The 21973-nt window shown below is 66.6% G+C and carries 17 protein-coding genes and 1 pseudogene; 14 read left to right on the top strand and 4 right to left on the bottom strand.

Going from position 1 to position 21973, the window contains the following annotated elements; translation table 11 throughout:
* The first annotated feature begins 102 nt into the window (after positions 1-102).
* The 9 genes from G3O00_RS26175 (at position 103) to G3O00_RS26215 (ending at position 11829) form a co-directional block, all read left to right on the top strand.
* Positions 103-753, top strand: a complete 651-nt coding sequence (locus G3O00_RS26175; RefSeq protein WP_206144753.1) for a DUF502 domain-containing protein — start codon at positions 103-105, stop codon at positions 751-753.
* Positions 754-820: 67 nt separating this feature from the next.
* A complete protein-coding gene (gene aspS, locus G3O00_RS26180) occupies positions 821-2623 on the top strand; it encodes an aspartate--tRNA ligase (protein WP_011353156.1) in 1803 nt (600 codons plus the stop codon).
* Positions 2624-2782: 159 nt separating this feature from the next.
* Positions 2783-3277, top strand: coding sequence for a dihydroneopterin triphosphate diphosphatase (gene nudB / locus G3O00_RS26185; protein ID WP_206144754.1), 495 nt, complete (start codon positions 2783-2785; stop codon positions 3275-3277).
* On the top strand, positions 3274-4548 hold the full coding sequence (clsB, locus tag G3O00_RS26190) for a cardiolipin synthase ClsB (protein ID WP_174955030.1): 1275 nt from the start codon (positions 3274-3276) through the stop codon (positions 4546-4548). Before nudB ends, clsB begins: the two co-directional genes overlap by 4 nt.
* Positions 4549-4748: 200 nt before the next feature.
* Positions 4749-5348: a TetR/AcrR family transcriptional regulator gene (locus G3O00_RS26195; protein ID WP_006751498.1), complete on the top strand. Its 600-nt coding sequence runs from the start codon at positions 4749-4751 to the stop codon at positions 5346-5348.
* A gap of 58 nt (positions 5349-5406) precedes the next feature.
* A complete protein-coding gene (locus G3O00_RS26200; RefSeq protein ID WP_174930704.1) occupies positions 5407-7194 on the top strand; it encodes an acyl-CoA dehydrogenase C-terminal domain-containing protein in 1788 nt (595 codons plus the stop codon).
* A 113-nt stretch (positions 7195-7307) separates the two neighbouring features.
* On the top strand, positions 7308-9743 hold the full coding sequence (locus G3O00_RS26205) for a 3-hydroxyacyl-CoA dehydrogenase/enoyl-CoA hydratase family protein (RefSeq protein ID WP_046544448.1): 2436 nt from the start codon (positions 7308-7310) through the stop codon (positions 9741-9743).
* Positions 9744-9770: 27 nt separating this feature from the next.
* Complete coding sequence (locus tag G3O00_RS26210; RefSeq protein WP_011353151.1) at positions 9771-10970, top strand: acetyl-CoA C-acyltransferase; 1200 nt, start codon at positions 9771-9773, stop codon at positions 10968-10970.
* Positions 10971-11061: 91 nt separating this feature from the next.
* On the top strand, positions 11062-11829 hold the full coding sequence (locus tag G3O00_RS26215; RefSeq protein WP_122946237.1) for an enoyl-CoA hydratase: 768 nt from the start codon (positions 11062-11064) through the stop codon (positions 11827-11829).
* A gap of 51 nt (positions 11830-11880) precedes the next feature.
* Here G3O00_RS26215 and fdhD read toward each other — a convergent pair whose 3' ends face one another.
* Positions 11881-12717, bottom strand: coding sequence for a formate dehydrogenase accessory sulfurtransferase FdhD (gene fdhD / locus G3O00_RS26220; protein ID WP_206144755.1), 837 nt, complete (start codon positions 12715-12717; stop codon positions 11881-11883).
* Positions 12718-12838: 121 nt separating this feature from the next.
* On the opposite strand from fdhD, the gene G3O00_RS26225 reads away from it, so the two are divergent.
* The gene (locus G3O00_RS26225) at positions 12839-13321 is read left to right on the top strand and encodes a nitrate reductase associated protein (RefSeq protein WP_011353148.1); all 483 of its coding nucleotides are present in this window, start codon (positions 12839-12841) and stop codon (positions 13319-13321) included.
* 45 nt (positions 13322-13366) lie between these two features.
* On the opposite strand, the gene G3O00_RS26230 is transcribed toward G3O00_RS26225, so the two are convergent.
* Complete coding sequence (locus G3O00_RS26230) at positions 13367-13762, bottom strand: hotdog domain-containing protein (RefSeq protein WP_041492954.1); 396 nt, start codon at positions 13760-13762, stop codon at positions 13367-13369.
* 175 nt (positions 13763-13937) lie between these two features.
* On the opposite strand from G3O00_RS26230, the gene G3O00_RS26235 reads away from it, so the two are divergent.
* Positions 13938-15809, top strand: coding sequence for an ABC transporter ATP-binding protein/permease (locus G3O00_RS26235; RefSeq protein ID WP_206144756.1), 1872 nt, complete (start codon positions 13938-13940; stop codon positions 15807-15809).
* Between the two features lie 197 nt (positions 15810-16006).
* Here the strand turns inward: G3O00_RS26235 and murU are convergent, their stop codons facing one another.
* Both murU and G3O00_RS26245 read right to left on the bottom strand, forming a co-directional pair.
* Positions 16007-16726: an N-acetylmuramate alpha-1-phosphate uridylyltransferase MurU gene (murU, locus tag G3O00_RS26240; protein WP_206144757.1), complete on the bottom strand. Its 720-nt coding sequence runs from the start codon at positions 16724-16726 to the stop codon at positions 16007-16009.
* A gap of 31 nt (positions 16727-16757) precedes the next feature.
* Positions 16758-17807 carry a phosphotransferase gene (locus G3O00_RS26245; protein ID WP_206144758.1) on the bottom strand — a complete coding sequence of 350 codons (1050 nt, stop codon included), beginning with the start codon at positions 17805-17807 and terminating at the stop codon, positions 16758-16760.
* Between the two features lie 223 nt (positions 17808-18030).
* On the opposite strand from G3O00_RS26245, the gene G3O00_RS26250 reads away from it, so the two are divergent.
* The 3 genes and pseudogenes from G3O00_RS26250 to pdxA all read left to right on the top strand — a co-directional run.
* Entirely contained in the window at positions 18031-20391 is a 2361-nt protein-coding gene (locus tag G3O00_RS26250; RefSeq protein ID WP_206144759.1) for an LPS-assembly protein LptD, read from the top strand.
* A 51-nt stretch (positions 20392-20442) separates the two neighbouring features.
* Entirely contained in the window at positions 20443-21801 is a 1359-nt protein-coding gene (locus G3O00_RS26255) for a peptidylprolyl isomerase (RefSeq protein ID WP_011353142.1), read from the top strand.
* Positions 21802-21812: 11 nt separating this feature from the next.
* Positions 21813-21973, top strand: a pseudogene (pdxA, locus tag G3O00_RS26260) (4-hydroxythreonine-4-phosphate dehydrogenase); the annotation flags it as partial.

Raw genomic sequence — 21973 nt, forward strand, 5'->3', positions numbered from 1 at the left:
AGCTGCCCACCCCGGCTGCAGCGCCCGCCGCCAGCAGTTGACCGTCGCGGCCCGGCCGGGCTGCGACCAACCCGCGCCGCCGGCGCGGTTCATTGACGGCAGATGATGAAAAAGACGACCCTGAAATCGGTGTTTCTGACCGGCCTGCTGGTTCTCGTCCCGCTCGCGATCACGCTGTGGGTGCTCGGTCTCATCATCGGCACGATGGACCAGACACTGCTCCTGCTGCCCGAATCGTGGCAGCCCGAGCGGATGCTCGGCTTCCATCTGCCGGGGATCGGCGCGGTGCTGACGCTCGCGTTCATCTTCGTCGTCGGGCTGGCCACGCGGAACTTCATCGGCCAGAAGCTCGTCACGTGGTGGAACTCCGTGGTGCGTCACATCCCGGTCGTCGGGCCGATCTACACGAGCGTCAAGCAGGTGTCGGACACGCTGCTGTCGAGCAGCGGCAACGCGTTCCGCAAGGCGCTGCTGATCGAATACCCGCGTCGCGGCTCGTATACGATCGCGTTTCTGACCGGCACGCCGGGCGGCGACGTGCTGAATCATCTGACGGAAGAGTACGTGAGCGTCTATATCCCGACGACGCCGAACCCGACGTCGGGCTTCTTCCTGATGCTGCCGAAGAGCGAAGTCATCGAACTCGACATGTCGGTCGATGCCGCGCTCAAGTACATCGTCTCGATGGGCGTGGTGGCGCCCCCGGCGCCGGCTCCGGCGCCTGCACGCCGCCCCGTCGAGCCGCCGCTGTAAGTAAAGAATCATCGCCCGGGCCGCGCGTTGCGGCGCCCGTTGATCAAACCGAACGAAAGCAAACATCATGTCGATGCGTACTGAATACTGCGGTCTCGTGACCGAACACCTGCTGGGCCAAACCGTGTCGCTGTGCGGCTGGGTGCAGCGCCGCCGCGATCACGGCGGTGTGATCTTCATCGACCTGCGCGATCGTGAAGGCCTCGTGCAGGTGGTGTGCGACCCGGATCGCGCGGAAATGTTCGCGACCGCCGAAGGCGTGCGCAACGAGTTCTGCGTGCAGATCAAGGGCCTCGTGCGCAACCGTCCGGAAGGCACGGTCAACGCCGGCCTGAAGAGCGGCAAGATCGAGGTGCTGTGCCACGAACTGAACGTGCTGAACGCATCGGTCACGCCGCCGTTCCAGCTCGACGACGACAACCTGTCGGAAACGACGCGTCTCACGCACCGCGTGCTCGACCTGCGCCGTCCGCAGATGCAACACAACCTGCGCCTGCGCTACCGCGTCGCGATCGAAGCGCGCAAGTACCTCGACGAGCAGGGCTTCATCGACATCGAAACGCCGATGCTGACCAAGAGCACGCCGGAAGGCGCGCGCGACTACCTCGTGCCGTCGCGCACGAACGCGGGCCAGTTCTTCGCGCTGCCGCAGTCGCCGCAGCTGTTCAAGCAGCTGCTGATGGTCGCGAACTTCGACCGTTACTACCAGATCACCAAGTGCTTCCGCGACGAAGACCTCCGTGCCGACCGTCAGCCGGAATTCACGCAGATCGACTGCGAAACGTCGTTCCTCGGCGAGCAGGAAATCCGTGACCTGTTCGAAGACATGATCCGTCACATCTTCAAGACGACGATCGACGTCGAACTCGACGCGACCTTCCCGGTGATGCCGTACTCGGAAGCGATGGCGCGTTTCGGTTCGGACAAGCCGGACCTGCGCGTGCAGCTCGAGTTCACCGAGCTGACCGACGCGATGAAGGACGTCGACTTCAAGGTGTTCAGCACGCCGGCCAACGCGAAGGACGGCCGTGTCGCGGCACTGCGCGTGCCGAAGGGCAGCGAGCTGTCGCGCGGCGACATCGACGGCTACACGGAATTCGTGCGCATCTACGGCGCGAAGGGCCTTGCATGGATCAAGGTCAACGAGAAGGCGAAGGGCCGTGACGGCCTGCAGAGCCCGATCGTCAAGAACCTGCACGACGCATCGATCGCGGCGATTCTCGAGCGCACCGGCGCTGAAGACGGCGACATCATCTTCTTCGCGGCCGACCGCGCGAAGGTCGTCAACGACAGCCTCGGCGCACTGCGCCTGAAGATCGGCCATTCGGAATTCGGCAAGGCGAACGGCCTCGTCCATGCCGGCTGGAAGCCGCTGTGGGTCGTCGACTTCCCGATGTTCGAATACGACGACGAAGATGCACGCTACGTCGCGGCGCACCACCCGTTCACGAGCCCGAAGGACGAGCACCTCGAGTACCTCGAGACCGACCCGGGCCGTTGCCTCGCGAAGGCGTACGACATGGTGCTGAACGGCTGGGAAATCGGCGGCGGCTCGGTGCGTATCCACCGCGAGGAAGTGCAGAGCAAGGTGTTCCGCGCGCTGAAGATCGGTGCGGAAGAAGCGCAACTGAAGTTCGGCTTCCTGCTGGACGCGCTGCAGTACGGCGCGCCGCCGCACGGCGGTATCGCATTCGGCCTCGACCGCATCGTCACGATGATGGCCGGCGCCGATTCGATCCGCGACGTGATCGCATTCCCGAAGACGCAACGTGCGCAGGATCTGCTCACGCAAGCACCGAGCCCGGTCGACGAGCGTCAACTGCGCGAACTGCACATCCGTCTGCGTCAGCCGGAGCAACCGAAGGCGTAACGCGCTTCGTATCCGGTCGTGTGTGCGTTCGCGCGCACACGACGCACATGAAAAAGGCGCAGCGATGCGCCTTTTTCGTTTTTTGCGGTACAGTCGCAGCACTTGCCGCCCGTTCGGAGCACATGCCCGGCGCGCGGCCCCGAGCTGCATGAAACAACGATGACGAAGCCGCCGAAAATTCCCGAATCCGTTCTTGTCGTGATCTACACGCCCGACCTTGATGTGCTCGTGATCAAGCGTGCCGACCAGCCCGATTTCTGGCAATCGGTGACCGGCTCGAAGGACGCGCTCGACGAGCCGCTCGCGGTCACCGCCGCGCGCGAAGTGGCCGAGGAAACCGGTATCGTGACCGGCACGCCGGACGTGCCGGCCAGCGCGCTCGTCGACTGGCGCCACAAGATCGAATACGCGATCTATCCGCAATACCTGCACCGCTACGCACCGGGCGTCACGCGCAACGTCGAGCACTGGTTCGGCCTGTGCGTGCCGCATCGCGTCGACGTGACGCTGTCGCCGCGCGAGCATGTCGATCATGCGTGGCTGCCGTTCCGCGAGGCGGCCGCGCGCTGCTTCTCGCCGTCGAACGCCGAAGCGATCCTGCAACTGCCCGCCCGCGTGGCACTCTCGCGCGCGCCGCACGGCTCGTCCGCATGACGGCGGAAGCCCGCAAGCGCTTCGCGCAATTGCGGCAGATGTTCCTGCAGGAACGCGGTTCCGCGTCGCGGCTTGCCTTCACGTCGGGCAATACCGTGCGGCTGTGCGAGGGCGGCGGCGCGTTCTTCCGGGCATTGATCGAGCGGATCGATGCCGCCCGCGAGCAGGTGATGCTCGAAACCTACATCTTCTGCGACGACGCGGCCGGCCGGCCGGTGTCGGACGCGCTGATCCGCGCGGCGCAGCGCGGCGTGCGCGTGCGCGTGATCACCGACGGCATCGGCACCGCGCGCCTGCCGCTGTTCGACACATGGGTCGCGGCCGGCGTCGAGCATTGCATCTACAACCGTTTTCTGTTCGGCCGCTTCGGCTTCTCGCGCACGCATCGCAAGCTCGCGGTGATCGATCATGCCGTCGCGTTCTGTGGCGGCATCAACATCATCGACGACTACGCGCAGGGCGGCACGACGCTGCCGTTTCCGCGCTGGGATTTCGCGGTCGAGATGGCGGGGCCCGCGGTGTCCGACGTGCGCGCCGCGTTCGAACTGCAATGGCACCGGATCATGTTCGGCCACAAGCCGTATGCACAATACGCGGCCGGGCTGCATGGCGGCGAAGCATTCCCCGACATGTTCCGGCGCTGGATGCGCAGCCACCGGTGGATCAAGGCTGGCGCGCTGCGGGTCGTGACGGAGCCGAGCGTCGCGTTCGTCGCGCGCGACAATGTCGTGAATCGCCGCGCGATCGAGAAGGCGTATCTCGCGGCGATCGGCCAGGCGCGCCAGCGGATCCTGCTCGCCAATCCGTACTTCATGCCGGGCCGCAAGCTGCGCCGCGCGCTGACGGGCGCCGCGCGACGCGGCGTCGACGTGCGGATCCTGATCGGCCGCAAGGAGTTCGCGGCACTCGATACGGCCGTGCCGTTCCTCTATCACGCGCTGCTGCGCGCGGGCGTGCGCGTGGCCGAATACGACAAGACGATGCTGCACGGCAAGGTGGCCGTGATCGACGACAACTGGGCGACGGTCGGTTCGTCGAACCTGGACGCGCTGAGCCTGATGCTGAACAATGAGGCGAATGTCGTGCTGGTGCGCTACGATGCTGTCACGAACGAACTGCGCGACGCTATCGCGGCCGCATTCGCCGATGGTCGGGAAATCGACCCCGCCCGATTCGCCGCGCGCCCGCGTATCGAGCGCATGCTGAACTGGCTTGCCTATACGGCGTATCGTCTCGTGATGAAGGCGCTGACGGTCGGTGGTTACGACTGACGAAGACTAAGCGTTCGCTTCAAAAAATCTGTCCGCACGTTCGTGCGGAAAAGCCGCTCCGGTCCCGCCGGAATCGCGCAAAATAGCGGCTCGGTTAGACACCGGTTTCTAATAATTTCCTTGTTTCGCGAGCGGCCGCACTCAATAATAGTACGGCCGTTCGATTTTATTCGAACCCCCGAACGGTTACAGAAATAGCTATGCGAAAAGGCGAACAGACGCGTGCCGCGATACTTGAAGCTGCTTTGGACCTCGCCAGCCGGGACGGGCTGGAGGGGCTGACGATCGGCCTGCTGGCCGAGCGCATGCAGATGAGCAAGAGCGGTGTGTTCGCGCACTTCGGATCGCGCGAGGACCTGCAGGTCGAGGTCGTCCGCGAGTATCACCATCGTTTCGAAAACGAGGTGTTCTTTCCGAGCCTGCGCGAGCCGCGAGGCTTGCCGCGCCTTCGGGCGATGCTGGCCCGCTGGACGGAGAAGCGCATCCAGGAGGTAACGACCGGATGCATCTACATCAGCGGTGCCGTCGAGTACGACGACCGGCCTGACAGCCCCGTGCGCGAGCAGTTGATCGCAAGCGTGACGGCCTGGCGTGCCGCGATGCTGCGTGCCATTTCGCAGGCGAAGGAAGAAGGCCATCTGCGTGCGGATACGGATCCGGACCTGATGCTCTTCGAGTTGTACAGCTTCACGCTCGGCCTGCATCACGACGCACGCTTCCTGCATTCGCCGGATGCCGTGCGCCTCACGTGGGCCGCGCTGGAAAAGACGATTGTTTCGTATCAGAGCGAGAGCCGTTAGCGGCGCGTGATCCGCCCGCCAGGAGCTCGAGCCGTTTTGCCCACCTTTGGAGAGAGTCATGGGACAGTACGCCGCGCCGCTGCGCGACATGCAATTCGTGTTGCACGAGCTTCTGAACGTCGAAGCCGAAGTCAAGCAAATGCCCAAGCATGCGGACCTCGACGCCGACACGATCAACCAGGTCCTCGAGGAAGCGGGCAAGTTCTGCTCCGAGGTACTGTTCCCGCTGAACCAGGTCGGCGATCGCGAAGGCTGCACGTATGAAGGCGACGGCGTCGTGAAGACCCCGACCGGCTTCAAGGAAGCCTACCAACAGTACGTCGAGGCCGGCTGGCCGGCACTCGGCTGCGATCCGGACTACGGCGGCCAGGGCCTGCCCGCGTTCGTGAACAACGCGCTCTACGAAATGCTGAACTCGGCGAACCAGGCCTGGACGATGTATCCGGGGCTGTCGCACGGCGCCTACGAGTGCCTGCACGCGCACGGCGCGCCGGAACTGCAGCAGCGCTACCTGCCGAAGCTCGTGACGGGCGAATGGACGGGCACGATGTGCCTGACCGAGCCGCACTGCGGCACCGACCTCGGCATCCTGCGCACCAAGGCCGAACCCAACGGCGACGGCTCGTACTCGATCAGCGGCACGAAGATCTTCATCTCGAGCGGTGAGCACGACATGTCGAAGAACATCATCCACCTCGTGCTCGCGCGCCTGCCGGACGCGCCGCAGGGCACCAAGGGGATCTCGCTGTTCATCGTGCCGAAGTTCATCCCCGACGCAGCGGGCGAGCCGGGCGAGCGCAACGGCATCAAGTGCGGCTCGATCGAACACAAGATGGGCATCCACGGCAACTCGACGTGCGTGATGAACCTCGACGGCGCGACGGGCTGGATGGTCGGCGAGCCGAACAAGGGCTTGAATGCGATGTTCGTGATGATGAATGCCGCGCGCCTCGGCGTCGGCATGCAAGGCCTCGGCCTCACGGAAGTCGCGTACCAGAACTCGCTCACGTACGCGAAGGAACGCCTGCAGATGCGCTCGCTGACGGGCCCGAAGGCACCGGACAAGCCGGCCGACCCGATCATCGTGCACCCGGACGTGCGCCGCATGCTGCTCACGCAGAAGGCCTACGCCGAAGGCGCGCGCGCATTCACGTACTGGTCCGCGCTGCAGATCGACAAGGAACTGTCGCACGGTGACGAAGCGGTGCGCAAGGAAGCGGCCGACCTCGTCGCGCTGCTCACGCCGATCATCAAGGCGTTCCTTACCGACAACGCGTTCGAGTCGACCAACCACGCGATGCAGATCTACGGCGGCCACGGCTTCATCTCCGAGTGGGGCATGGAGCAGTACGTGCGCGACGCGCGGATCAACATGATCTACGAAGGCACGAACTCGATCCAGTCGCTCGACCTGCTGGGCCGCAAGGTGCTCGGCGACATGGGCGCGAAGCTGAAGAAGTTCGGCAAGCTCGTGACGGAATTCGCGGAAGCCGAAGGCGTGAAGCCGGAGATGGCCGAGTTCATCAACCCGCTCGCCGACATCGGCGACAAGGTGCAGAAGCTGACGATGGAAATCGGCATGAAGGCGATGCAGAACCCGGACGAAGTCGGCGCTGCCGCCGTGCCGTACCTGCGTACCGTTGGCCACCTGGTGTTCTCGTACTTCTGGGCGCGCATGGCGCGCCTCGCACTCGACAAGGAAGCATCGGGCGATCCGTTCTACAAGTCGAAGCTCGCGACCGCACGTTTCTACTTCGCGCGCCTCTTGCCCGAGACGGCGTCGACGATCCGCGCCGCACGTGCCGGTTCGAAGACGATGATGGAAGTCGACGAATCGCTGTTCTGACGCGAGTCCGGGTGGCGCGCGACGCGCGCCGCCCGAACGCAACGGTTCCTGGTACTCACTTCGCCGTGCAGCCCACCCCTCCCGCGCTGCACGACACTATCCGGAGACATCCCGTGAGCAATTTCCTGATTCGCAAGGTCGCCGTGCTGGGCGCCGGCGTGATGGGCGCGCAGATCGCCGCGCACCTCATCAACGCACGCGTGCCGGTACTGCTGTTCGACCTGCCGGCCAAGGAAGGCCCGAAAAACGCGATCGCGCTGAAGGCGATCGAGAACCTGAAGAAGCTGTCGCCCGCGCCGTTCGGCGTGAAGGACGACGCGAAGTACCTCGAAGCAGCGAACTACGAAGACGACATCGCGAAGCTCGCCGAGTGCGACGTCGTGATCGAAGCGATCGCCGAGCGGATGGACTGGAAGCACGACCTGTACAAGAAGGTCGCACCGCACATCGCGCCGAACGCGATTTTCGCGACCAACACGTCGGGCCTGTCGATCACGAAGCTGTCCGAAGGTTTCTCGGACGAGCTGAAGTCGCGCTTCTGCGGCGTGCACTTCTTCAACCCGCCGCGCTACATGCACCTCGTCGAACTGATCCCGACCGCGCATACGCGTCCGGAGATCCTCGACCAGCTCGAAACCTTCCTGACGAGCATCGTCGGCAAGGGCGTCGTGCGCGCGAAGGACACGCCGAACTTCATCGCGAACCGCGTCGGCATCTTCTCGATCCTCGCGGTGATCACCGAGGCCGCCAAGTTCGGCCTGCGCTTCGACGAAGTCGACGACCTGACGGGCAGCCGCCTCGGCCGCGCGAAGTCGGCAACGTTCCGCACCGCGGACGTGGTCGGCCTCGACACGATGGCGCACGTGATCAAGACGATGCAGGACAACCTCGCCGACGATCCGTTCTTCCCGGTCTACCAGACGCCTGCCGTGCTCGCCGAACTGGTGAAGCAGGGCGCGCTCGGCCAGAAGACGGGCGGCGGTTTCTACAAGAAGGAAGGCAAGGCGATCAAGGTGCTCGACGCGAAGACGGGCACTTACGTGGATTCGGGCGCGAAGGCGGACGAAACCGTCGGCCGCATCCTGAAGCGCCCGCCGGCGGAACGCCTGAAGCTGCTGCGTGAAACGGACCATCCGCACGCGCAGTTCCTGTGGTCGATCTTCCGCGACGTGTTCCACTACATCGGCGTGCATCTCGAATCGATCGCCGACAACGCGCGCGACGTCGACCTCGCGATCCGCTGGGGCTTCGGCTGGAACGAAGGCCCGTTCGAAGGCTGGCAGGCCGCCGGCTGGAAGCAGGTCGCCGAGTGGGTGCAGGAAGACATCGCGGCCGGCAAGGCGCTCGCGAACGTGCCGCTGCCGTCGTGGGTGCTCGAAGGCGCGGTTGCCGAGAAGGGCGGCGTGCACACGGCCGAAGGCTCGTGGGCGCCGGCAGCGAAGCGCTTCGTGCCGCGTTCGGACCTCGCGGTCTACGACAAGCAGGTATTCCGCGCGCCGCTGCTCGGCGAAGCCGGCGCCGATCCGAAGACGTACGGCAAGACGCTGTTCGAGACCGACGCGGTGCGTGCGTGGGTCGACGACCGTGCGGGTGAAGACGACGTCGTGATCGTGTCGTTCAAGTCGAAGATGAACACGATCGGACCGAGCGTGATCGATGGCCTCGTGCAGGCAATCGAACTCGCGGAGAAGGACTACAAGGGCGTGGTGATCTGGCAGCCGACGTCGCTGAAGCTCGGCACGCCGGGCGGCCCGTTCTCGGCTGGCGCGAACCTCGAAGAGGCGATGCCCGCGTTCATGATGGGCGGCGCGAAGGGCATCGAGCCGTTCGTGAAGAAGTTCCAGGAAGGCATGCTGCGCGTGAAGTACGCGAACGTGCCGGTCGTCGCAGCCGTGTCGGGCATCGCGCTCGGCGGCGGGTGCGAGCTGATGCTGCACAGCGCGAAGCGTGTCGTGCACGTCGAGAGCTACATCGGTCTCGTCGAAGTGGGTGTCGGCCTCGTGCCGGCGGGCGGCGGCCTGAAGGAAGCGGCGCTGCGCGCAGCGGATGCCGCAACGGCCGCGAACGCGACCACCGACATCCTGAAGTTCGTCACGAAGTCGTTCGAGAACGCGGCGATGGCGAAGGTGTCGGCGTCCGCGCACGATGCGCGTGCGATGGGCTACGTGAAGCCGTCCGACACGATCATCTTCAACGTGTTCGAACTGCTCGACACCGCGAAGAAGGAAGCGCGTGCGCTGGCCGCAACCGGCTACCGCGCACCGCTGCGCGCGAAGGACGTGCCGGTCGCAGGCCGTTCGGCGATCGCGACGATCAAGGCATCGCTCGTCAACATGCGTGACGGCCGCTTCATCAGCGACCACGACTACCTGATCGCGAGCCGCATCGCCGAAGCCGTGTGCGGCGGCGACGTCGAAGCCGGCAGCCTGGTCGACGAGCAGTGGCTGCTCGCGCTGGAGCGTCGTGCGTTCGTCGAGCTGCTCGGCACGCAGAAGACGCAGGAACGGATCATGGGCATGTTGCAGACCGGCAAGCCGGTGCGTAACTGAGCGAGCGGATAAGGCAAGGAGTCTCAAATGAGCAAACAATTGCAAGACGCATACATCGTCGCCGCCAGCCGCACGCCGATCGGCAAGGCCCCGCGCGGTGTCTTCAAGAACACGCGCCCGGACGAGCTGCTGGTCCACGCGCTGAAGTCGGCGGTGGCGCAGGTGCCGGGCTTCGACACGAAGCTGATCGAAGACGCGATCATCGGCTGCGCGATTCCGGAAGCCGAGCAGGGCCTGAACGTCGCGCGGATGGGGGCGCTGCTCGCAGGCCTGCCGCAGACGGTCGGCGGCGTGACGGTCAACCGCTTCTGCGCGTCGGGCATCACGGCGCTGGCCATGGCGGCCGACCGCATCCGCGTCGGCGAATCGGACGCGATCTTCGCGGGTGGTTGCGAATCGATGAGCATGGTGCCGATGATGGGCAACAAGCCGTCGATGTCGCCGCACATCTTCGATCGCAATGAAGACTTCGGCATCGCGTACGGGATGGGCCTGACGGCCGAGCGCGTCGCGGAGCAGTGGAAGGTGAGCCGCGAAGACCAGGACGCGTTCTCGGTCGAATCGCACCGCAAGGCGCTTGCCGCCCAGCAGGCCGGCGAGTTCAACGACGAGATCGCCGCGTACACGATCACCGAGCGTTTCCCGAACCTCGCGACGGGTGAAGTCGACGTGAAGACGCGCGAGATCGCGCTCGACGAAGGTCCGCGTGCGGATACGTCGATCGAAGGCCTCGCGAAGCTGCGCACGGTGTTCGCGAACAAGGGCTCGGTCACGGCCGGCAACAGCTCGCAGACGTCGGACGGCGCGGGCGCGCTGCTCGTCGTGTCGGAGAAGGTGCTCAAGGAATTCAACCTGACGCCGCTCGCGCGCTTCGTGAGCTTCGCGGTGCGTGGCGTGCCGCCGGAAATCATGGGCATCGGTCCGAAGGAAGCGATTCCGGCCGCGCTGAAGGCCGCCGGCCTGAAGCAGGACGATCTCGACTGGATCGAGCTGAACGAAGCGTTCGCCGCGCAATCGCTGGCGGTGATGCGCGATCTCGGCCTCGACCCGTCGAAGGTCAACCCGATGGGCGGCGCGATCGCACTCGGCCACCCGCTCGGCGCGACCGGCGCGATCCGCGCGGCGACCGTCGTGCACGGCCTGCGTCGCCGCAACCTGAAGTACGGGATGGTCACGATGTGCGTGGGCACCGGCATGGGCGCCGCGGGCATCATCGAACGCCTGTAAGCGGAGCGGGACAAGAGCGACGACGGTGCGCGGGCCACGAGCTCGCGCACCGTTTTTTCATTCCGATAGAGGAAAGTCAAAGGAGACGGTTGTGGCCGAAATTCAAGTGGAACGCGCCGATGGCGTGATGACGATCACGATCGCGCGCCCGGCGAAGAAGAACGCGCTGACGGCGGCGATGTACCAGACGATGGCCGACGCACTCGCCGAAGCGCAGGAAGACAAGGCGGTTCGCGTGATCCTGCTGCGCGGTGGCGACGGCAACTTCACTGCGGGGAACGATCTCGAGGATTTCCTGAAGTCGCCGCCGAAGGACGACACCGCGCCGGTGTTCCAGTTTCTCGCGCGGATCAGCAGCGCGAGCAAGCCGATCGTAGCTGCGGTGCCGGGCCTGGCGATCGGCGTCGGCGTAACGATGCTGCTGCACTGCGACCTGGTCTACGCGGCCGACACCGCGACGTTCTCGCTGCCGTTCACGCAGCTCGGGCTGTGCCCGGAAGCCGCGTCGAGCGTGCTGCTGCCGCGTCTGGCCGGCCATCAGGTGGCGGCCGAGAAGCTGCTGCTCGGCGAGGCGTTCGACGCGCTGGAAGCGCACCGGATCGGCATCGTCAACCGCGTGCTGCCAGCGGCCGAGCTCGACGCGTTCGCGGCGAAGCAGGCGGCGAAGCTCGCGGCACTGCCGGCGGCATCGCTGCGCGTGACGAAGGCGCTGCTCAAGGATACGGGCGGTGTGGCGACGCAGGCGCGGATGGCCGAGGAAGCGGGCCACTTCGCCGCGATGCTGCGCGCGCCGGAAGCGCGCGAGGCGATGACGGCGTTCTTCGAGAAGCGCAAGCCGGATTTCCGTCAGTTCGACTGACGGAGCGGGGCACGCCGGCGGCGGACCGCCGGCGCACTCTCGCGATCGCGATCAGGCCGTGCCGTAGTCGACGTGGCCGGTTTCGCGGCAGAAGCTGACGAGCCGCAAGCCGGCCGCTTTCGCGATCTCGATCGCGAGCGACGACGGCGCGGAGATGGTCGCCACCAGCGGGATGCCGACCCGTGCGGCCTTGCGCACGAGCTCGTAGCTCGCGCGGCTCGACAGGAACACGAAGCCGTCGGTCGCGTCGGCGCGCGACAGCACGAGCGAGCCGATCAGCTTGTCGAGTGCGTTGTGGCGGCCGACATCTTCAAACGCCATCCGGATCGTGCCTGTTGCGTCGCACCACGCGGCCGCATGCAGGCTGCCCGTGAGCCGCGTGAGCGCCTGGTGGGCCGGCAGCGCCTGCGCGGCGCGCGTCAGCGCGTCGGGTGCGAGGCGCGCAAGAAAGCCCGTATCGGGCACGCGTTCGGGCGCGAGGTCGAGCAGGTCGATGCTTTCGATTCCGCATACGCCGCAGCCGGTGCGCCCCGCGAGCGCGCGGCGCCGGTCCTTCAGCGCGGCGAACGCCTGCTGGACGACTTCCAGGTGGACTTCCGCGTGCGGCAGCGGCGCGTCGGCGTGCAGGATCACGTCGATGTCCTTGATGTCGCTGCCGCGCGCGACGATCCCTTCCGAGATCGCGAAACCGACCGCGAACGCTTCGAGGTCGCACGGCGTACACATCATCACCGCATGCGAGATGCCGTTGAAGACGAGCGCGACGGGCCATTCCTGGCCCACGTAGTCGTGCGCGGTTTCGACGGCGCCGCCGCGCGTGCGGCGCACGGACAGTTCGATCGCGCCGCGCGGTTCGTCGCGCATGTCACCGGATTCGGTCGGATTCACGAGCACTCCCGTTGATTCGGCGCGAGGCCGGCGGCAATCGTATCCGCCGCCCGCGCGCAGAGGTTCTAAAATACCTCAGGCAAGCCGGCCGCGCCGGTATCCGCCACGTCAGGTAACGATCATGGGACTCAGCGACGCTCCACTGCTATTCACCTTCGAACACGATTCATCGGAAAACTTCACGTATATCCCGATGATCGTGCGTTTCAATCTCGACCGTTTCGGTCTGCGGATTTCACTGGAGCAGTGGCAGTTGCTGCCGCTCGAGGACCGCAAGCTGCTCGCGCGCTTTCCGGCCGACGACGACACCGCGATCGAGCCCAACTTCGACCACGCGCTGTTCGAAATGCTGCGCACGCACGCGGATCTGGAACCATCGTGGTTCCAGCCGGACGAGCAGCCGACCTGGCGCGCCACCGACATCGTGCCGGAGTCGCTCGTGCAGCAGAGCGCGCTGGCCGGGCTGATGGCGCCCGAGCTCGCGCAGTGGCAGCGGCTCGCGCCGTTCCAGCGCTACGTGCTGGTGAAGCTGTCGCGCAAGCCGAAGCTGAACCACGATTTCCTGCCCGCGATGCGGGAGTTCGGGCTGACGGCCACGCACTGAGCTGGCCGAAGGCAGGGGCAAGCGCCGCCGTGCGGCGCTCGCCCGTCAGAGCGGCGGCAGTTGCCGCGGCTTGCGGTCGGTGCCGGTCGCGACGTAGGTGAGCGTCGCTTCGGTGACCTTCACGACTTCGCCCATCAGGCGCATGCGCTGCGCGTACACCTCGACGTCGACCGTGATCGACGTATTGCCGGTGCGCGTGATGGTCGCATAGAAGCTCAGCAGGTCGCCGACGAACACCGGCTGCTTGAACACGAACGAGTTGACCGCGACCGTCGCGACGCGACCGTTCGCGCGCTGGCTCGCGGGGATCGAGCCGGCGATGTCGACCTGCGACATGATCCAGCCGCCGAACACGTCGCCGTGGACGTTCGCGTCGTGCGGTTGCGGGACGACGCGCAGCGCGGGCTGCTTTTGCGGGAGTTCGAGGGTCGAATCGGTCATGGCGGGGGCTTTCATCCTGTAATAAATACGCCGCCGCGCGCAGGCCGGCCGGCGAGGGCGCCGGCAGCGGCGCGAAGCGGCTTCTGCGACAATACAACGTTCGCAAATTGTACGAGAAAGTGAGCGAGCCGGCCGCCGTCGCGCGCGTCCGGCACCGCCGCCGATCCTTCCCCCCATGCGCCGATTTCCTGCTTCCGGTGAGCCCGCGCCGGCTTCAACCGGGCCCCGCAACGACTGGCAGACCATCCGGTCGTTGCTGCCGTACCTGACCACCTACAAATGGCGCGTCGCGCTCGCGCTCGGCTGCCTGATCGGCGCGAAGGTCGCGAACCTCGGCGTGCCGGTCGTGATGAAGCGCATCGTCGACCACCTGTCCTACGTCCAGCAGATCACCGCGATCGGCCGCGCCGAACAGTCGGCCGGCATCGTGCTTGCGGGCGGCGTGGGGCTGCTGGTCGTCGCGTATGCGCTCGTGCGGCTGTCCACTTCCCTGTTTACCGAGCTGCGCGAGATCCTGTTCTCGAAGGTCACCGAGAGCGCGGTGCGCCAGCTCGCGCTGCAGGTGTTCCGGCACCTGCACGGGCTGTCGCTGCGGTTTCACCTGGAGCGCCAGACCGGCGGCATGTCGCGCGACATCGAGCGCGGCACGCGCGGCATCCAGCAGCTGATTTCGTATTCGCTGTACAGCATCCTGCCGACGCTCGTCGAGGTCGGGCTCGTGCTCGGCTTCTTCGTGGTCAAGTACGAGGCCTATTACGCGTACGTGACGTTCGCGGCGCTGGTCACGTACATCGTGTTCACGGTGAAGGTCACCAACTGGCGCACGCATTTCCGCCGCACGATGAACGAGCTCGATTCGCGCGCGAACTCGCGGGCGATCGATTCGCTGATCAACTACGAGACGGTCAAGTATTTCGGCAACGAGGAGTGGGAAGCGCAGCGCTACGACGAGAACCTGAAGCGCTACCGGAAGGCCTCGATCCGCTCGCAGAATTCGCTGTCGGTGCTGAACTTCGGCCAGCAGGCGATCATCGGCACGGGGCTCGTGTTCATCCTGTGGCGCGCGACGCAGGGCGTGCTCGCAGGCAAGCTGACGCTCGGCGATCTGGTGCTGATCAACACGTTCATGCTGCAGCTGTACATCCCGCTGAACTTTCTCGGCGTCGTCTATCGCGAGCTGAAGCAGAGCCTCACCGACATGGACCGGATGTTCGGGCTGCTGTCGGCCGCGAAGGAAGTGGCCGACCTGCCCGATGCGCAGCCGCTCGCGGTGGCCGGCGCGCAGGTGCGCTTCGAGCACGTGAATTTCGCGTACGAGCCCGCGCGGCAGATCCTGCACGACGTGTCGTTCACGATCGACGCGGGCACGACGACCGCGGTGGTTGGCCACAGCGGCTCCGGGAAGTCGACGCTGTCGCGGCTGCTGTTCCGCTTCTACGATCTCGACCGGCAGGCGGGCGGTGCGATCCGGATCGACGGGCAGGACATCCGCGACGTCAGGCAGGACTCGCTGCGCGCGTCGATCGGGATCGTCCCGCAGGACACCGTGCTGTTCAACGACTCGATCTACTACAACATCGCGTACGGCCGGCCGACCGCGACCCGCGACGAGGTGATCGCGGCCGCACGCGCTGCGCACATCCACGATTTCATCGAAAGCCTGCCGAAGGGTTATGACACGCCGGTCGGCGAGCGCGGGCTGAAGCTGTCGGGTGGCGAGAAGCAGCGCGTCGCGATCGCGCGCACGCTGTTGAAGGATCCGCCGGTGCTGCTGTTCGACGAAGCGACGTCGGCGCTCGATTCGCGCTCGGAGCGCGCGATCCAGCACGAACTCGACCAGATCGCGCGGCATCGCACGACGCTCGTGATCGCGCACCGGCTGTCGACGGTCGTGCATGCACAGCAGATCCTCGTGATGGACCACGGGCGGATCGTCGAGCGTGGCACGCACGACGAACTCGTGCGTGCCGACGGGTTGTATGCACAGATGTGGGCGCTGCAGCAGCAGCGCGCGGCGGCGGGCGGGGAAGAGGCGGAAGCCGCGTGAGCGGCGGTGCCGCGCACGGGGCGCGCAGCGGGAAGGCGGCGTGCCTGATGCGCGGGAGTCGGGCCGGCAGGAGGGTTCGGCAGGCGCGGGACCGGTTGACCTGTTGATCAGCCAGGCCGCCCCGGCCGGTTTGCCGGCCAACCCGTCCGTCAGCTCACCAGCCGTCTGATCGATCGGCCCGACGACCCGTCAGCCGGTCACTTCGCGGCGCGCAGCCGCGCATCCAGCTCGCCGAGCTGAACGGGCGTGCCGACGTTCTCCCAGATTCCTTCATACAGTTCGCCGCTCGCGCGGCCGGCCTCGATCGCCGCGCGATAGTACGGCGTCAGCGCGCGCCGCGTGCCGGGCGCGAGATCGCGGAACATCCGCGTGTCGTACAGGCCGATGTTGCCGAACGTGAAGCGCGCGGCGCCGTCGAGCGCAAGGCGGCCGTCGTCGCCGAGCGCGAAGTCGCCGGCCGGGTGGAACGGCGGGTTCGGCACCATCACGAGGTGCATCGCCGGTGCGTCGAGCGCGGCCATCCGGGCGGCGCGCGGTGCGAGCGACCGGTAGTCGAACGCGCAGTACACGTCGCCGCTGACCGCCGCGAACACGGCCGGCTGCCCGTCGCGCTCGAGCAGCGGCAACGCCTGTGCGATGCCGCCCGCGGTTTCCAGTGCCTCGCCCTCGGCCGAATACGCGAGCCGCACGCCCCAGCGTGAGCCGTCGCCGAGCGCAGCCTCGATCTGCTCGCCGAGCCACGCGTGGTTGATCACGATCGTCTCGATGCCCGCGCGGGCGAGCGCTTCGATCTGCCACACGATCAGCGGCTTGCCGGCCGCTTCGAGCAGCGGCTTCGGGCGGGTGTCGGTGAGCGGGCGCATCCGTTCGCCGCGCCCGGCGGCGAAGATCATCGCCGTGGTCAGGGTGGTGCTCATGTTCGGCCGGGTGTCAGGAGAGTCGGAGCGATCAGAAGGTATAGCCCACGTCGGCCGGCGCGTTGCCCTCGAGCTCGTCGAGCAGCTTCGCGAACGGCACGAGCGGGCGGTAGCGCAGCGCGACCTTGCGCGCATAGGCGATGAAGCGCGGCAGGTCGTTCAGGTAGTGCGGCTTGCCGTCGCGGTAATTGATCCGCGCGAACAGGCCGAGCACCTTGATGTGGCGCTGCAGCCCCATCCATTCGAGCTGGCGGTAGAACTCGCCGAAATCGGGGTCGACCGGCAGGCCGGCCTTTTTCGCCTTTTCCCAGTAGTACGCGAAGCAGTCGAGCTCGAACTCCTCGTCCCAGCTGATGAAGGCGTCGCGCAGCAGCGACACGACGTCGTACGTCAGCGGCCCGTAGACGGCGTCCTGGAAATCGAGGATGCCCGGGTTCGGCTCGCACACCATCAGGTTGCGCGGCATGAAATCGCGCAGCATGAAACCCTGCGGCTGCGCGTGCGCGCTGGCGACCAGCAGCGCGAAGGTGCGGTCGAGCGTGCCGCGCATCGCGTCGGTGACGGGCTTGCCGAGGTGGCGGCCGACGAACCATTCGGGCATCAGCTCCATCTCGCGGCGCAGGAATGCCTCGTCGAACGGCGGCAGCACGTCGGGCGCCGACGTGAGCTGGAAGCGGATCAGTGCGTCGAGCGCCGCGCGCATCAGCGGCTTCGCGGCGGCCGGGTCGGCCGGATCGAGCACCGAGATGTACGACGTGCGGCCGAGATCGGTCACGAGCATGAAACCTGCATCGAAATCGTGGGCCAGCACGTCCGGCACGTGGTCGCCGGCCGCGGCGAGCAGCTGCGCGACCTGGACGAATTCGCGGCACTTCTCGGGCGGCGGCGCGTCGACGGCGATCAGCGTGCCGCCGGCGCTCGTGGCCGATGCGACACGGAAATAGCGGCGGAAACTGGCGTCCGACGATGCGGGCGCGAGGGTCGACAGGTCGAGCGCATAGCGTTCGGCGAGCGGATGCAGCCACGCGGTGAGCGCTTCGAGGCGGGTGTCGGGCTGGGATGCGGCGGATGGGGGCGTCATGAAACTCGGAGGAGGGGGGAACGTCTTGCCATATAATACCCCACGACTTTTTTGACGCGCCCCGCGTCAGCTTTCCGCCGTGCAGGCCCGCCGCCTGTCGCGCCGTCACCCGAACGCCTCCCCGGTTTGCGCTCAGCCGCAGTCGCGGTGCGACGGTGCGGCCCGCCGCGCGCGAATGTGCCGCGACGGCGCGGTTGACAAGGGGCGATTCGCCAAACGATAGATGCCGCCCAAACCGCTATTCCCGAATGTTTTCCCCGGTGACGGGGCGCCGCGCAAACGGCGGCTCGCGCTCGCGCTCCTGGCCGTGCCTGGCCTCGTGCCGGCCGTGTCGTACGCGCAGCTGTCGGGCGCGGCCGCGCAGCCGCAGCCGCTCGACTCGCCGTGGGATCTGCGTCTCGCGCCCCAGCTCGAGGATCGTCCGCTGAAGGACGGCGCGAAGCCCGCCGCCTTCGTGATCGCCGACCACACGAGCGGCACGGCCGAGCAGGATCTCGCCGCGAAGGGTTCGGCCGAACTGCGGCGCGGTGACGTGGTCGTGAAGGCCGACGCGATCCACTACGATCAGGATACCGACATGGCCGATGCGTACGGCCAGGTCAGGATCAACAATTCCGGCACGTCGTTCGCGGGCCCCGAGGCGCACCTGAAGATCGAGGCGAACCAGGGCTTCATGACCGCGCCGAAGTACCACTTCAACATGACGGGCGGGTCGGGCAGCGCGGAACGCGTCGACATGGTCGACAACGAGCGCTCGGTGTTCGTCAACGGCACCTACACCGCGTGCCAGTGCTCGACGAACCCCGCGTGGTACATCAAGGGCAGCCGCTTCGACTTCGATACGGGCGCCGATGAAGGCAGCGCGCGCAACGGCGTGCTGTTCTTCCAGGGCGTGCCGATCTTCGCGAGCCCGTGGATGACGTTCCCGCTGTCGGGCGAGCGGCGCAGCGGCCTGCTGCCGCCAACGTTCGCGATGAACTCGAGCAACGGCTTCGAACTGTCGCTGCCGTACTACTTCAACATCGCGCCGAACCGCGACCTGACGCTCACGCCGCGCATCATCTCGCGACGCGGCGTGATGACCGAGGCGACGTTCCGCTACCTGTCGCCGTCGTATTCGGGCACGTTTACGGCCAATTACCTGCCGGATGACCGGCTCGCGCACCGCAACCGTTACGCGATCTACTGGCAGCACCAGCAGAACTTCGGCGGCGGCTTCGGCGGCTACGTCTACTACAACAAGGTCTCGGACACTACGTATCCGGAAGACCTCGGGTCGACGAACCAGTTCGTCAACGGGACGCAGACGCTGTACCAGCAGGAAGCAGGCCTCACGTACAACAACGGCCCGTGGTCGGTGCTCGCGCGCTACCAGCACTGGCAGACGCTGCCGCCGTCGATCGCGCCGTACAGCCGCGAGCCGCAGTTGAACGTGAAGTACACGAAGTACAACGTCGGCGGCTTCGACTTCGGCGCGGAAGCCGACTATTCGCGGTTCCGCATCACGACGGCCGATGCGACCCAGGGTGACCGGATTGTCTTCAATCCGTATATCGCATACGGCGTGTACGGCCCCGGCTACTTCGTCGTGCCGAAGGTCCAGTACCACTTCGCGTCGTACGACCTGAACTACCTGTCGTCGACCACGCCGAACAGCCCAAAGCGCTTCACCGAGTCGATCCCGACCGTGAGCTTCGACACGGGGCTGATCTTCGACCGCTCGGTGCGCCTGTTCGGCCAGGACTTCATCCAGACCCTCGAGCCGCGCCTGTACTACGTGTACACGCCGTATCGCGACCAGTCGAACGCTCCGCTGTTCGACTCCGCGGAATCGGACTTCGGCCTCGCGGAGATCTACCAGCCGAACACGTTCGTCGGCAACGACCGGATCGCCGATGCGAACCGGATCACGGCCGGCCTGACGTCGCGCTTCATCGATCCGCGCACCGGCGACGAGCGTGCGCGCTTCGTGATCGCGCAGCAGTACTACTTCGCCGATCAGCGCGTCACGCTGAATTCCGGGCAGTCCGCCGTGCAGGCGCGCCACTCGGACCTGATCGTCGGCGCCGCGCTGAAGCTCGGCTCGGGCTTCATGTCGGAGACGGCGTTCCAGTACAACCAGAACAACAACCAGCTCGTGAAGTCGAGCGTCGGTTTCGGCTACAGCCCGGGCGAGCGCCGCGTGATCAACGTCGGCTACCGCTACACGCGATCGAACACCACGCTCGACAACCAGCCGATCAACCAGTTCCTGATCTCCGCGCAATGGCCGCTGACGCGCCGCCTGTATGCGATCGGCCGCTTCAACTACGACCTCGCGGGCGATCGCGTAGTTGACGGTCTGGTCGGCTTACAATACGACGCGGATTGCTGGGCGCTCGGGGTCGGGGTGCAACGGGCGGCGAACGGCATCAATTCGTCGGGACAGCAGAACTCGTCGACGCGAGTCATGATGCAGCTGACGCTCAAGGGCCTGTCGACCGTCGATAACGGCCTCGTGTCCGCATTCCGCGCCGGGGTGCCGGGCTACACGCCGCTGCCGCCGCCGGCGCCGCCGATGTCCCGCTTCAGCAACTACGAGTAACGCCGGCTTGTCTGCACCGGTCAGCACGATTTCAATGGAGTTCCAGTGGCAATGAAGAAAACCCTTCGTTTCGCGGCAGTCGTGTCCAGCCTCGCTGCGGCCTCCGCGCTGCTCGCCGCCGCGCCGGCCGCGGCGCAGGCGCTCGGTTCGCAAGGTGCGCAGCTCGCCGACGAAGTCGTCGCGGTCGTCAACAACGACGTGATCACGGGCCGCGAACTCGACCAGCGTGCCGGCCTGATCGCGCGCCGGCTGCAGCAGCAGAACGCCCCCGTGCCGCCGACCGACCAGTTGCGCGCGCAGGTGCTGAACCAGATGGTGCTCGAACGTATCCAGGTGCAGAAGGCCAAGGACGACGGGATCCGCATCGACGACGCGACCGTGCAGTCCACGCTGCAGCGTCTCGCGCAGGCGAACGGCATGACGCTCGAGCAGTACCGCGGGCGTCTCGAGGCGCAAGGCGTGCCCTGGAGCGTCTTCACGAGCGACGCGCGCACCGAACTGATGCTGTCGAAGCTGCGCGAGCGCGAGGTCGACGGCAAGATCACCGTGTCGGACGCCGAGGTCGCGAACTACATCGCGAGCCAGCGCGGGCCGAACGCGTCGCAGCAGCAGGACCTGCGCTTCCAGCACATCTTCATCAAGGCGCCGACCAACGCGCCGCAGGCCGACATCGAAGCCGCGCAGAAGAAGGCTGACGCGTTGCTGCAGCAGGCGAAGTCGGGCGCCGACTTCGAGAAGCTCGCGAAGAACAATTCGGAAGCGAACGACGCGAAGAAGGGCGGTGACCTCGGCTTCAAGGCGCCGAGCGCGCTGCCGGCCGACGTCGTCGACGCCGCGTCGAAGCTGCGCCCGGGCCAGGTCAACCCGACGCTGATCCGCGTGCCGGACGGCTTCGAGATCGTGCGTCTCGTCGACCGCCGCCAGAGCCAGGGCGCGACTGCCGCCGCACCGAAGATCGTCCAGACGCACGTGCGCCACATCCTGCTGCGCGTGGGTGAAGGCAAGTCGGAAGGCCAGGCGCGCCAGCAACTGGCCGACATCCGCAACCAGGTCGAGGCCGGCGGCGATTTCGCGAAGTTCGCGCGCACCTACTCGCAGGACGGTTCGGCGTCGCAGGGCGGCGATCTCGGCTGGATCAGCCCGGGCGAGACCGTGCCGGAATTCGAGCGCGCGATGAACAACCTGCAGGACGGCCAGATCAGCCAGCCGATCCGTACCGAATACGGTTACCACCTGATCCAGGTGCTGAGCCGCCGCGAAGCGGAAGGCTCGGTGCAGCAGCAGATGGATATCGCGCGTCAGGCGATCGGCCAGCGCAAGGCCGAGCAGGCGTATGCCGACTGGCTGCGCGAGCTGCGCGATTCGTCGTACGTGCAGTACAAGATCGGCGGCGTCGGTCCGGCGAACTGAGCGAGTTTCAGATGACCACGCCCGCGCTGCAGATCGCGATCACGACCGGCGAACCCGCGGGGGTCGGCCCGGAGCTGACCGTGCAGGCGCTGCGTGATGCCGCGCAGCGCTGGCCCGACGCGCATTTCACCGTGCTCGGCGATGCGGCGCTGCTCGACGCGCGCGCGGCGGC

The sequence above is a fragment of the Burkholderia sp. Ac-20384 genome (genome assembly GCF_017104605.1).
GTDB classification, from domain to species: domain Bacteria; phylum Pseudomonadota; class Gammaproteobacteria; order Burkholderiales; family Burkholderiaceae; genus Burkholderia; species Burkholderia lata.